Origin of the sequence: Salinisphaera sp. G21_0, assembly GCF_017744115.1 — a bacterium.
GTDB lineage: Bacteria > Pseudomonadota > Gammaproteobacteria > Pseudomonadales > Endozoicomonadaceae > Endozoicomonas.
In genome coordinates, this window is record NZ_JAGHQW010000014.1 from 1 (window position 1) to 14,521 (window position 14,521).

The window sequence follows — 14,521 nt, forward strand, 5'->3', positions numbered from 1 at the left end:
AGTTCAATGAGGCCGTGACTGCGCTGTTGCCTCACGTGAAGGCACAGAAAAACCAATGTAATGCCCAGGATATCGCCAACCTGCTGTGGGCCATGGCGAAACTGGTGGACAACGGGCAGGAGCGGACCCCAGAGTTCAAAGAGGCCATGGCCGCGCTGTTGCCCCACGTGAACACACAAATAGCGAACTTTAAACCACAGGAAATCGCCAACCTGCTGTGGGCCATGGCGAAACTGGTGGATAACGGGCAAGAGCAGACACCAAGGCTCAAAGAGACCGTGGCTGCTCTGTTGCCCCTCGTGAACATTCAGAAAAACCAATTTAATGCTCAAGGGATCGCCAACATGCTTTGGGCCATGGCGAAACTGGTGGACAACGGGCAGGAGCTGACACTGCTGCTCAAAGAGGCCGTGGCCGCGCTGTTGCCCCTCGTGAACGCACGGAAAGCTCACTTTAAACCACAGGAAATCGCGAACCTGGTGTGGGCCATGGCGAAACTGTTGAACAACGGGCAGAAGCAGACACCAGGTCTCAAAGAGGCTGTAGCCGCGCTGTTATCTCACGTGAACGCACAGAAAGACCAATTTATTCCTCAGCATATCGCCAACCTGCTGTGGGCCATGGCGAAACTGGGTGAGCTTGTAGAGCTGAACGTGGTTAAATCCACGTTCGAATCTCTTGTCTACCGAATCAGTAAAAAACCTCAGCTCTCTCAGCAAGCGATATTGATGTCTCTCTGGGGAATCATGGTATGCTGTGCCAGGTTGTCTCTAGACTCTAATGCCAATAAAAATAACGTGCTTGAAAAACACATGGATGACCTGTTTACTCGCCTGGAAAATACATCCCCGGATAATGAAGAGGATCAACGCATCATTTCCATGTCTGCAAGTTGGCTTGGGAGAACGTGTCCGGTCATCCCCCATTACCAGACAAGCATTTCAAAACCTCAAACCGACTTCCGCGATCAACTCCAGTCATGCCTTCCATCTTTGAAGATTGAAGAAGAAAAGAGTCTGAACTCATTACCTCCGGTTGACCTGCTAATGCCAGACCACAACATGGTGATTGAAATTCAGGGACCGTCTCATTACGTGAGTGGTGATTTCAACACCAGGAATGGTTCGACTCTGCTGAAAATCGCACTGCTGCAAAAGCAGGATTTGAGGTCATTGAAATCCCGACTAACACCTTTTTGAACCCGGATTCAATAAAACGATGTATTGATCAAATAAAGACCAGGGTCGATATCCCGCCTCAGGGCCATGGCTCTGTATCACATAAAATCGGATGGGCAGATGTGGCAAACGTTACCGCCGATAAAGGAGGGCAATCCTCACATCACTGTTACTTAACCGCCGAAGAGCATTCAGAAAAGCAAACAGGCAAACCCAAAAAAAGAAAAAGGAAGAGGAAAAAAAAGCCAATAACCTCTTCCCTTTCACCATGACTCAAGAACTGTGTTCATATTCCGGGGAGGGCTTTCAGCTTTTCGACCTTACCCGCAAGTGATCCGTGGGCAGATTGATCAATGGTTGTAACCGATTGTCTCGCCCCTGATTGAACATAGCGGATTGGTGGCATCAGGAGTAAATGGGTTTCCCCAACCGCTTAAATTTATAAACATTTCACCAAAATGAACTTCTGAACTGCACAGCAGTCTGCTTTTTATATTTTCATGAATTAATGAAATATAATTATGAATACAAGCTCTGCCGGTATCAGTGGTCAATACGCAAGATCAGATAATGATTATAACCGACCGGGTGGCCATGCCGCTTCTTCAAGGCGTGGACGATACAGACATGCCACGGTCAGACAATGGGATGATACCCCACGTAATAACCCGGGGCGTAATACATTTGACCGTTCTTCTGACGCATGCCCTTCTCAACATCTACAGCGCCGTTCAGTAAACCCTGCTCAAGATTTTAATGCGCTCATCAAACCAGAAATAATGGATGATCTGGTGAACAAATCGGATCATTTCGGTCATCGCTATGATGGGAGATATCACGGCCTGTATGCCAATTCAATTAAAAAATACACATCAACTGCTAAAAGACAGTTAAATCGAGCTGAACAAAGCCAGCTGATAGGTTTGCTGCAAAATTTTACCATAACACGACGTTGGAACTGGCGAAGCCTGACAACCACACTTCATTCATTGACTTCAGCGGGTGTTTTTACCCCTCATAAACCCATGGATGGGCGTGTTAAGCTTACTCAGGCTGCCTTATTGTCAACACTACTTGATGCGATAATATTCAAGTGCAACCAAAAACCCCAAGCCAGGGATATTGATGCCTGGGGAATCGCTAGCCAGCTGTGGGCCATGGCAAAACTGGTGGAAAAAGGGCAGGAGCAAACACCAGAAATCAAAGAGGCCGTGACCACGCTGTTGCACCGCGTGAACGCACAGGAAGCCCAATTTGATGCCCAGCATATTGCCAACCTGCTGTGGGCCATGGCAAAACTGGTGGACAAAGGGCAGGAGCAAACACCAGAACTCAAAGAGGCTGTGACCACGCTGTTGCAGCACGTGAACGCACAGAAAGCCCAATTTAATGCCCAGCATATTACCAACTTGCTGTGGGCCATGGCGAAACTGGTGGCCAACGGGCAGGAGTGGACACCAGAGCTTAAAGAGGGCGTATTCGTACTTTTGTCCTATGTAAACGCACAGAAAGCTAACTTTAAACCACAGGAAATCGTCAACCTGCTGTGGGCCATGGCAAAATTGGTGGACAATGGTCAGGAGCAAACACCAGAACTCAAAGAGGCCGTGGCCGCGCTGCTGCCCCAAGTGAACGCACAAAAAGACCAATTTATTCCTCAGGGTACCGCCAACCTGCTGTGGGCCATAGCGAAACTGGTGGACAACGTTCAGGAGCAGGCACCAGAGTTCAAAAAGGCCGTGACCGCGCTGTTGCACCGCGTGAACGCACAGAAAGCCCAATTTAATGCCCAGCATATTACCAACTTGCTCTGGGCCATGGCGAAACTGATGGCCAACGGGCAGGAGTGGACACCAGAGATTAAAGAAGCCGTGTCCGCACTTTTATCCCACGTAAACCCACAGAAAGCTAACTTTAAACCACAGGAAATCGCCAACCTGCTGTGGGCCATGGCGAAACTGGTGGACAATGAGCTAAAGCAAACACCAGAACTCAAAGAGGCTGTGGCCGCGCTGTTGCCCCACGTGAACGCACAAAAAAACAAATTTATTCCTCAGGGTATCGCCAACCTGCTGTGGGCCATGGCGAAACTGGTTGACAGCGTCCAGGAGCAGACACCAGAACTCAAAAAGGCCGTGGCCGCGTTGTTGCCCATCGTGAATACTCAGAAAGCTAACTTTAACCCACAGGAAATCGTCAACCTGCTGCGGGCCATAGCGAAACTGGTGGACAACGGGCTGGAGCAGACATGGGTTGTCAGAAAGGCCGTGGCCGCGTTGTTACCCCACGTGAACGCAAAGAAAGCTCACTTTAACCCACAGGAAATCGCCAACCTCCTGTGGGCCATGGCAAAACTGGTGGACAACGGGCAGAAGCTGACACCGGGGCTCACAGAGACCGTGGCCATACTGTTGCCTCTCGTGAACGCTCAGAAAGCTAACTTTAAACCACAGGAAACTGCCAACCTGCTGTGGGCCATGGCAAAACTGGTGGACAACGGGCTGGAGCAGACACCAGGGCTCAAAGAGGCCTTAGCCGTGCTGTTGCCCCACGTGAACGCACAGAAAGACCTATTTAATGCCAGGGATATCACCAACCTGCTGTGGGCCATGGCGAAACTGGTGGACAACAGGCTGGAGCAGATACCAAGGTTCAAAGAGGCTGTGGCCGTGCTGTTGCCCCACGTGAACGCACAGAAAGCTGACTTTACGCCAAAAGAAACTGCCAACCTGCTGTGGGCCATGGCAAAACTGGTGGACAACGGGCTGGAGCAGACACCAGGGCTCAAGGAGGCCGTGGCCGCTCTGTTGCTCCACGTGAACGCACAGGCAGTCCAATTTAATGCCCAGGATATCGCCAATCTGCTGTGGGCCATGGCGAAACTAGTGGACAACAGACTGGAGCAGATACCAGGGCTCAAAGAAGCCTCAGGCGCATTGTTGCCCCACGTGAATGCACAGAAAGCTAACTTTAAACCACAAGGTATCGCCAATCTGCTGTGGGCCATGGCGAAACTGGTGGACAAAGAGACACCAGGGCTCGAAGCGGCGGTAGCCACGCTGATGACCCACGTGAAAGTACTGAAAGCTAACTTTAAACCTCAGGAAATCGCTAACCTGCTGTGGGCCATGGCGAAACTGGTGGACAACGGGCAGGTGCAGATACCAGAACTCAAAGCGGCGGTAGCCGCGCTGTTGCCCCACTTGAAGGCACAGAATGACCAACTTAATGCCCAGGATATCGCCATCCAGATGTGGGCCATGGCGAAACTGGTGATCAGCGGGCAGGAGCAGACACCAGAGCTCAACGAGGCTATGACCGCGCTTTTGTCCCAAGTGAACGCAAGGAAAGACCAGTTTATTCCTCAGCATATCTCCCACCTGCTGTGGGCCATGGCGAAACTGGGTGAACTCCTTGAGCTGAACGTGGTTACCTCTACGTTCGAGTCGCTTGTCTATCGAATCAGTGAGAACCCTCAGTTTTCTCAGCAAGAGATATCGATATCTCTCTGGGGAGTAATGGTATGCTGTGCCAGGTTGGCTCTAGACTCCAATGCCAATAAAAGTAACGTGTTTGAAAAGCACATGGATAACCTGTTCACTCGCCTGGAAAATACCTCGCCAGATAATGAAGAGGAACAATCCATCATGATCATGGCCGCAAGTTGGCTTGGCAGAGCCTGTCCGGTCGTTTGCCATTACCAGACCAACATTTCAAAAACCCAGGCCGACTTCCGTGATCAACTCAAATCATCTATTCCATCTTTTCAGATCGAAGAAGAAAAGAGCCTGAACTCATTACCGCCAGTTGACCTGCTTCTGCCAAATCACAACATAGTGATTGAAGTTCAGGGTCCATCGCATTACGTGGGTGGTAATTTCAATACCAGGAATGGTTCAACTCTGCTTAAAATCGCATTGCTGCAAAAATCAGGATTTGAGGTCATTGAAATCCCGACTAACACGCTTTTGAGCCCGGATTCAATAAAACGATGTATTGATCGAATAAAGACCAGGGTGGACATCCCGCCACAGGGCCATGGCTCTGTATCACATAAAATCGGGTGGGCAGATGAGGCAAACGTTACCGCCGATAAAGGGTGGCAATCCTCAGATCACTGTTACTTAACCGCCGAAGAGCATTTAGAAAAACAAACAGGCAAACCAGAAAAAAGAAAAAGGAAGAGAAAAAAAAGGCCATAAGTAGTTGCCCAAAATGATTTGAAAATAACGGATTGGTGGCATCAGAAGTAGAGGTGTATCCCCTGCGGCCTGGTTTTATAGATATTTCAGTAAAATGAACTTCTGAACAGAACAGCAGTCTACTTTTTATATTTTCATGAATTAATGAAATATAATTATGGACAGAAGCTCTGTCGGTATCAGTGGTAAATACGCAAGACCAGGCAATAATTACAACAAACCGGATGACCAGACCGCTTCTTCAAGCCGTGGACGATATAGACATGCCACAGTCAAACAATGGGATAATCCCCCCCACACTGCCACGGGGCGTAATGCATTTTACCATTCTTCTGCCCCATGTTCTTCTCAATATCTACAGCGCCGTTCAGTAAACCCTGCTCAAGATTTTAATGCCCTCACCAAACAGGAAATAATGGATGGCCTGGTGAGTAAATCGGTTCGTTTCGGTCATCGCTATGATGGAAGAGATCACGGTCTATATGCCAGTTCCATTAAAAAATACACGTCAACGTCTAAAAGACCGTTAAATCGAGCTGAACAAAGCCAGCTGATGCATTTGCTGCAAAATTTCACAGTCACACGGAGCTGGAATTGGCGAAGCCTGACGACAACATTTCACTCATTGACTTCAGCGGGTGTTTTTACCCCTCATAAGCCCGTGGATCAGCGTGCCAAGCTCACTCAAGCTGCTTTATTGTCCATGCTATTTGATGCAATAGCGTTCAAGTGCAACCAAAAACCTCAAGCCTGGGATATCGATGCCCGGGGAATCGTCAACCTGCTGTGGGCCATGGCAAAACTGGTGGACAACGGGCAGGAACGGACACCAGAGTTCAAAAAGGCCGTGGCCGCCCTTTTGCCCCACGTGAACACACAGAAAGAGCAACTTATTCCTCAGCATATCGCTAACCTGCTGTGGGCCATGGTGAAACTGGTGAACAACGGGCAGGAACAGACACCCGGGCTCAAAGAGGCCGTGGTTGCACTGTTACCCCACGTGAAAACACAGAAAGATCAATATATTCCTCAGCATATCGCTAACCTGCTGTGGGCCATGGCGAAACTGGTGGACAACGGGCAGGAGTGGATACCAAGGCTCAAAGAGGCTCTGGTTGCGTTGTTGCCCCACGTGAGCGTACAAAAAGCTGGCTTTAATCCACAGGAAATCGCTAACCTGCTGTGGGCCATGGCTAAATTCGTAGTCAACGGACAGGAGCAGACACCCGGGCTCAACGAAGCCGTGTCCGAGCTGCTGCCCCACGTCAACGCGCAGCATGACCAATTTAATGCCCAGGATATCGCCAACCTGCTGTGGGCCATGGCGAAACTGGTGATCAACGGACAGGAGCGGACACCAGAGCTAAAAGAAACCCTGGCCACGCTATTGCCCCAGGTCAACGTACATAAGGACCAGTTCAATCCCCAGGGTATCGCCAACGTGCTGTGGGCCATGGCGAAACTGGTGGACAACGGGCTGGAGCGAACACCAGAACTTAACAAAGCCGTGGCCGGGCTGTTGCATCACGTGAACGCCCAGGCTAACAAACCACAGGAAATCTCCAACCTGCTCTGGGCCATAGCGAAGCTGGTGGACAACGGGCTGGAGCGGACACCAGAGTTCAAAGAGGCCCTGGCCGTGCTATTGCCCCAAGTGGTCGCACAAAAAGCTAACAGCAAACCACAGGAAATAACCAACCTGCTGTGGGCTGTGGCGAAACTGGTGGATAACGGGCTGGAGTGGACACCAGAGCTTAAAAAAACTGTGGCCAGACTGTTGCCTCACGTGAACGCACAGAAGGCTAATTTTACACCACAGGGTATTGCCAACCTGCTGTGGGCCATGGCGAAACTGGTGGACAACGGGCTGGAGCGGACGCCAAAGTTCAAAGAAGTCGTGGCCAGGCTGTTACCCCATGTGAACGCACAGGCAGCTAACTTTAACCCTCAGGGTATTACCAACCTGCTTTGGACCATGGCGAAACTGGTAGACAGCGGGCAGGAACGGACCCCGGAACTCAACGAGACCGTGGCCACGCTGTTGCCACACGTGAACGTAAAGAAATACCAGTTTAATGCCCAGGAAATCGCCAACCTGCTGTGGGCCATGGCGAAACTGGTGGACAACGGACTGGAGTGGACAGCAAGGCTCAACCAGGCCGTAGCCGCACTGTTGCCCTGCGTGAACGCACAGAAAGACCAATTTATTCCTCAGCATATCGCCAACCTGCTGTGGGCCATTGGGAAACTGGTGGACAACGGGCTGGAGCAGACACCAGAGCTTAAAGAGGCCATGACCGCGCTGTTACCCCACGTGAATGCACAGAAAGACCAATTTGTTCCTCAGCATATCGCCAACCTGCTATGGGCCATGGCGAAACTGATAGACGGCAGGCAGGAGTGGCTCCCGGGGCTCAACGAGGCGGTCGTCGCTCTGCTGCCCCGCGTGAACGTTCAGAAAGACCAATTTAGTGTCCAGGGCATCACCAACCTGCTGTGGGCCATGACCAAACTGGCGGACAACGGGCTGGAGCAGACACCAGAGCTCAAAGCGGCCCTGGCCGCGATGTTTGCCCACGTGAATGCACAGAAAGAACAATTTAATACCCAGGGTATCGCCAACCTGCTGTGGGCCATGGCAAAACTGGGTGAGTTCGTTGAGCTGGGTGTGGTGACCTCTACCTTTGAATCTTTTGTCTACCGAATCAGTGGCAACCCTCAGCTCTCTGCGCAAGAGATATGGATGTCTCTCTGGGGAGTCATGGTGTGCTGTGCCAGGCTGTTTCTAGAATCCCATACTAAAAATAACGTGCTTGAAAAGCATATGGATGACCTGTTTACTCGCCTGAAAAATACCTCCCCGAATAATGAAGAGAATCAATGCACCATTGCCATGGCCGCCAGTTGGCTTGGCAGGGCGTGTCCGGTCGTCCCCCATTACCAGGCAATCATTTCAAAACCCCAAAGCGTCGTCCGGGATCAACTCCAATTATGCATTCCATCATTAAAGATTGAAGAAGAAAAGAGTCTGAGTTCATTACCTCCAGTCGACCTGCTACTGTCAGACCACAACATTGTGATTGAAGTTCAGGGGCCGTTTCATTACGTGAGTGGTGATTTCAAAACCAGGAATGGGTCGACTCTGCTGAAAATCGCACTGCTGCAAAAAGCAGGATTTGAGGTCTTTGAAATCCCGACTAACACGCTTTGGAAACCGGGTTCAATAAAACGATGTATTGATCAAATAAAGACCAGGGTGGACATCCCGCCACAGGATCATGGCTGTGTATCACTTAACACCGGGTGGCAATCCTCTGATCACCGTTACTTAACCGCCGAAGCACATTTAGAAAAGCAAACAGGCAAACCCAAAAAAAGAAAAAGGAAGAAAAAAGCCAATAACCGCTTAAATTTATAAACATTCAAGCAAAATGAACTTCTGAACTGCACAGCAGTCTGCTTCTTATATTTTCATGAATTAATGAAATATAATTATGGACAGAGGCTCTGCTGGCATCAGTGATAAATACGCAAGATCGGATAATGATTATAATCAGCCGAATGATCATGCCGTTTCTTCAAAGCGTGGTCGATATGGACATTGTTCAGTCAGACAGTGGCATAATCCCCCCCGCACAAACCCGGAGCGTAATGAATTCTACCGTTCTTCTGATGCATGCCCTTCTCAACATCTGCAGTGCCGTTCAGTAAACCCTGCTCAGGATTTTAATGCGCTCATCAAACCAGAAATAATGGATGATCTGGTGAATAAATCGTATCGTTTCGGCCATCGTTATGATGGGAGAAATCACGGGCAATATGCCAGTTCAATTAAAAAATACACGTTAGCAGCCAAAAGACCGTTAAACAGGACTGAACAAAGCCAGCTGATACATTTGCTGCAAAATTTTACCGCAACACGGAGTTGGAATTGGCGAAGCCTGACGGCAACACTTCATTCATTGACTTCAGCGGGTGTTTTTACCCCTCATAACCCCATGGATCAGAGTGTTAAGCTTACTCAAGCTGCCTTATTATCAACGTTACTTGATGCAATAATATTCAATTGCAACCAAAAACCTCAAGCCATGGATATTGAAGCCCTGGCAATTGCCAACCTGCTGTGGGCCATGGCGAAACTGGTGGGCAACGGGCTGGAGCGGACACCAGGACTCAAAGAGGCCGTGGCCGCGCTGTTACCCCTGGTGAGCGCACATAAAGACCAATTTATTCCTCAGAATATCACCAACCTGCTGTGGGCCATGGCGAAACTGGTGGACAACTGGCGGGAGCGGACACCTGCGCTCAACGAGGCCATAGCCGCGCTGTTGCCCCGCGTGAACGCACAGAAAGACCAATTTAATGCCCAGAGTATCACCAACCTGCTATGGGCCATGGCGAAACTGGTGGACAACGGGAAGGAGCGGACACCAGCGCTCAACGAGGCCGTGGCCGCGCTGTTGCCCCACGTGAACGCACAGCAAGCTAACTTTACACCACAGGGTATCGCCAACCTGCTGTGGGCCATGGCAAAACTGGTGGACAACGGACAGGAGTGGACACCAGTGCTCAACGAGGCCGTGGCCGCGCTGTTGCCCCACGTGAACGCACAGAAAGCAAACTTTCAACCACAGGGCATCGCCAACCAGCTGTGGGCCATGGCGAAACTGGTGGACAATATGCAGGAGCAGACACCAAATCTCAAAGAAGCCGTGGACGCCCTGTTGCCCCAAGTGAACGCACAGAAAACAAACTTTAAACCACAAGGCATCGCCAACCAGCTGTGGGCCATGGCGAAACTGGTGGACAACGGGCAGGAGCAGACACCAAATCTCAAAGCAGCCGTGGACGCCCTGTTGCCCCAGGTGAACGCACAGAAAGCTAACTTTAAACCACAAGGGATCGCCAACCTGCTGTGGGCCATGGCGAAACTGGTGGACCACGGGCTGAAGCAGACACCGGGACTCAAAAAGGCCGTGGCCGCGCTGTTGCCCTTCGTGAACACACAGAAATACCAATTTAATCCCCAGGATACCGCCAACCTGCTGTGGGCCATGGCGAAACTGGTGGACCACGGGCAAGAGCGGACACCAGAACTCAACGAAGCCGTGGCCGCGCTGTTACCCCACGTGAGTGCTCAGAAAGACCAGTTTATTCCACAGGAAATCGCTAACCTGCTGTGGGCCATGGCGAAACTGGGTGACAACGGGCAAGAACAGGCACCAGAGCTCAACCGGGCCGTGACCGTGCTGTTGCCCCAGGTGAACGCACAGAAAGCTAATTTTAAACCACAGGAAATCGCTAACCTGCTGTGGGCCATGGCGAAACTGGGTGAACTCGTTGAGCTGAACGTAGTTACTTCTACGTTCGAATCGCTTGTCTACAAAATCAGTGAAATCCCGCAGCTCTCTCAGCAAGGGATATTGATATCTCTCTGGGGAGTAATGGTATGCTGTGCCAGATTGTCTATGGTCTCCAATGCCAATAAAAATAACGTGCTTGAAAAGCACATAGTTGACCTGTTTACTCGTCTGGAAAAGACATCCCCGGACAATGAAGAAGAACAAACCATCATTGCCATGGCCGCAAGTTGGCTTGGGAGAGCGTCCCCGGTCGTCCCCCATTACCAGACTCTCATATCAAAACATCAATCCGACTTTCGCGATCAGCTCCAATCATGCATTCCATCTTTGCAGATTGAAGAAGAAAAGAGCCTGAACTCATTACCGCCGGTTGACCTGATATTGCCAGATCACAACATGGTGATTGAAATTCAGGGAAAGTTTCATTACGTGAGTGGTGATTTCAAAACCAGGAATGGGTCGACTCTGCTGAAAATCGCACTGTTGCAAAAAGCAGGGTTTGAGGTCATTGAAATCCCGGTTAACCAGCTTTGTAACCCGGATTTAATTATTGATCAAATAAAGACCAGGGTGGACACCCCACAACAGGGCCATGGCAGTGCATCAGTTAAAATCGGGTGCGTAGATGAGACAAACGTTACCGCCGACAAAGAGTGTCAATCCTCAGATCAACGTTACTTAGCCGCCGAGGAACATTTAGAAAAGCAAACAGACAAACCAAAAAACAGAAAAAAGAAAAGGAAAAAAATTCATAAACATTTCAGTAAAATGAACTTCTGAACAGAACCGCAGTCTGCTTTTTATATTGCCATGAATTAATGAAATATAATTATGCATAGAACCTCTGCAGATATCAGTGGACAATACGCAAGATCAGGAAGTGATGACAACCAACCGGATAAGCATGCCGCTTCTGCAAGGCGTGGACGATACAGAGAGTGTACCGTCAGACAGTGGGATAATCCCCCCCGGCCTATCCAGGGGCGTAATGTATTTCACCATTCTTCTGGCGCACGCCCTCCTCAAAATCTACTGAGCCGTTCAGTAAACCTTGCTCAGGATTTTAATTCCCTCATCAAAAAAGAAACAATCAATACTCTGGTGAATAAATCGAATCGTTTCGGTCCTGAATATGATGGGAGATATCACGGTCATTATGCCAGTTCAATTAAAAAATACACGTTAGCTGCTAAAAGACCGTTAAATCGAATAGAACAAAGCCAGCTGATGCGTTTGCTGCAGAATTTTACTGCAACGCGGAGCTGGAATTGGCGAAGTCTGACGACAACATTTCATTCATTTACTTCAGCGGGTGTTTTTAGCTCTCATAGATCCCTGGATGAGCGTGCTAAGCGTACTCAAACTGCCTTATTGTCAACGTTAATTGATGCAATCATATTTAACGGCAACCAAAAACGAGAAGCCAGTGATATTGGTGCTCAGGAAATCACTAACCTGCTGTGGGCCATGGCAAAACAGGTGGACAACGGGCACGAGCGGACACCAGGGCTCAAAGAGGCCGCGGCTGCGCTGTTGCCCCACGTGTATGCAAAAAAAGCTGACTTTAAACCACAGGAAATCGCCAACCTGCTGTGGGCCATGGCGAAACTGGTGAGCAACGGGCAAGAGCAGACACCAGAGTTCAACGAGGCCGTGGCATCGCTGTTGCCTTTCGTGTACGCACAGAAAGACCAATTTATTCCTCAGCATATCGCCAACCTGCTGTGGGCCATGGCGAAACTGGTGGATCTCGGGCAGGAGCAGACACCAGAACTCAAAGGGGCCGTGGCCGTGCTGTTGCCCCTCGTGAGTGCACAGAAAGACCAATTTATACCTCAGCATATCGCCAACCTGCTGTGGGCCATGGCGAAGCTGGTGGACAACAATCAGGAGCGGACATCTGTTTTCAAGGGAGCTATGGCCGAGCTGTTGCCCCTCGTGAACGCACAGAAAAGCCAATTTAATAGCCAGGGCATTACCAGCCTGCTGTGGGCTATGGCGAAACTGGTAGACAGCGGGCAGGAGCGAACACCACAGCTCAACGAGGCCGTGGCTGCGCTATTGCCCCTCGTGAACGCACAGAAACACCAATTTAATGCCCAGAGTATCGCCAACCTGCTATGGGCCATGGCGAAACTGCTGGACAACGGGCTGGATAGGATATCAGAGCTAAAAAAGGCCGTGGCCGCGCTGTTACCATACGTAAACACACAGAAAGCTCAATTTAAACTACAGGAAATCGCTAACTTGCTGTGGGTCATGGCAAAACTGGTGGACAACGGGCAGAAACAGACGCCAGAGTTCAATGAGGCCGTGGCCGCGCTGTTGCCTCATGTGAACGCACAGAAAAGCCAATTTAATGCGCAGGATATCGCCAACTTGCTGTGGGCCATGGCGAAACTGGTGGACAACGGGCAGGAGCGGACACCAGAACTCAAAGCGTCCGTCGCCGCGCTGTTGTCCCAAGTGAACGCACAGAAAGACCAATTTAATGCCCAGGGTATTGCCAACCTGCTGTGGGCCACGGCGAAACTGGTGGACAACGGGCAGGAGCAGACACCAAGTCTCAAAGGGGCCGTGGCCGCGCTGTTGCCCTACGTGAACCCACCGAAAGACCGATGTACGCCTCAGCATATCGCCAACCTGCTGTGGGCCATGGCGAAACTGGTGGACAACGGGCAGGAGTGGACACCAGAACTCAACGAAGCCGTGGCCACGCTATTACCCCACGTGAGTGCACAGAAAGATCAATTTATTCCACAGGAAATCGCTAACCTACTGTGGGCTATGGCGAAACTGGTTGACAACGGGCATGAGCAGACACCTGAGATCAACAAGGCCGTGACCGTGCTGTTGCCCCAGGTGAACGCACAGAAAGCTAACTTTAACCCACAGGAAATCGCTAACCTGCTGTGGGCCATGGCGAAACTGGGTGAGCTCGTTGAGCTGAACGTAGCTACATCCACGTTCGAATCGCTTGTCTACAAAATCAGTGAAACCCCCCAGCTCTCTCAGCAAACAATATTGTTGTCTCTCTGGGGAGTAATGGTGTGCTGTGCCAGGTTGTCTATGGTCTCCACTGCCAATAAAAATAATGTGCTTGAAAAACACATGGATGACCTGTTTACTCGCCTGGGAAATACATCCCCCGACAATAATGATGATCAATCCATCATTGCCCTGGCCGCAAGTTGGCTTGGGAGAGCGTCCCCAGTCGTCCCCCATTACCAGACTACCGTATCAAAACGTCAATCCGACTTTCGCGATCAGCTCCAATCATGCGTTCCCTCTTTACAGATTGAAGAAGAAAAGAGTCTGAACGCATTACCCCCGGTTGACCTGCTGCTGCCAGATCACAACCTGGTGATTGAAGTTCAAGGCCCCTCTCATTATGTGGGTGGTGATTTCAACACCAGGAAGGGTTCGACTCTGCTGAAAATCGCACTGTTGCAAAAAGCAGGATTTGAGGTCATTGAAATTCCGGTTAACAGGCTTTTGAATCAGGAGTTAATGAAACCATATATTGATCGAATAAAGACCAGGGCAGGCATCCTGCCAGAGGAGCATGGCTCTCTCAAAAGAAGGTGGGCAGATCAGGCATACATTACTGCTGATAAAGGCAGGCAACCCTCAGATCATGGTTACTTGACTGGCGAAGAACCTTCAGAAGAGCAAAACGGCAAACCAGCAAAGAGGAAGAGAAAAAACAGCCAGTAATTTCTGCCCTTCGATCATGACTCAAGAACCATTTGCACATTCCCGGGAAAGAGTGCCAGCG

5 protein-coding genes are annotated in these 14,521 nt (G+C 50.2%); all 5 read left to right on the forward strand.

The window, feature by feature from the left end:
• Positions 1 to 1,199 (forward strand): DUF1601 domain-containing protein (locus J7439_RS08410; RefSeq protein ID WP_209201384.1); only part of this gene is annotated, 1,199 nt, incomplete at its 5' end.
• Between the two features lie 500 nt (positions 1,200 to 1,699).
• A complete protein-coding gene (locus J7439_RS08415) occupies positions 1,700 to 5,380 on the forward strand; it encodes an RAP domain-containing protein (protein WP_209201385.1) in 3,681 nt (1,226 codons plus the stop codon).
• Positions 5,381 to 5,537: 157 nt separating this feature from the next.
• Entirely contained in the window at positions 5,538 to 8,798 is a 3,261-nt protein-coding gene (locus J7439_RS08420; RefSeq protein ID WP_209201386.1) for a DUF1601 domain-containing protein, read from the forward strand.
• 76 nt (positions 8,799 to 8,874) lie between these two features.
• On the forward strand, positions 8,875 to 11,523 hold the full coding sequence (locus J7439_RS08425) for a DUF1601 domain-containing protein (RefSeq protein ID WP_209201387.1): 2,649 nt from the start codon (positions 8,875 to 8,877) through the stop codon (positions 11,521 to 11,523).
• A 51-nt stretch (positions 11,524 to 11,574) separates the two neighbouring features.
• On the forward strand, positions 11,575 to 14,460 hold the full coding sequence (locus tag J7439_RS08430; protein ID WP_209201388.1) for an RAP domain-containing protein: 2,886 nt from the start codon (positions 11,575 to 11,577) through the stop codon (positions 14,458 to 14,460).
• Positions 14,461 to 14,521 lie beyond the last annotated feature (61 nt).

What these genes read in the sequence shown, in the direction of transcription:
- J7439_RS08415 (WP_209201385.1), top strand. Translation starts at nt 1,700, where the DNA reads ATGAATACAAGCTCTGCCGGTATCAGTGGTCAATACGCAAGATCAGAT.
- J7439_RS08420 (WP_209201386.1), top strand. Translation starts at nt 5,538, where the DNA reads ATGGACAGAAGCTCTGTCGGTATCAGTGGTAAATACGCAAGACCAGGC.
- J7439_RS08425 (WP_209201387.1), top strand. Translation starts at nt 8,875, where the DNA reads ATGGACAGAGGCTCTGCTGGCATCAGTGATAAATACGCAAGATCGGAT.
- J7439_RS08430 (WP_209201388.1), top strand. Translation starts at nt 11,575, where the DNA reads ATGCATAGAACCTCTGCAGATATCAGTGGACAATACGCAAGATCAGGA.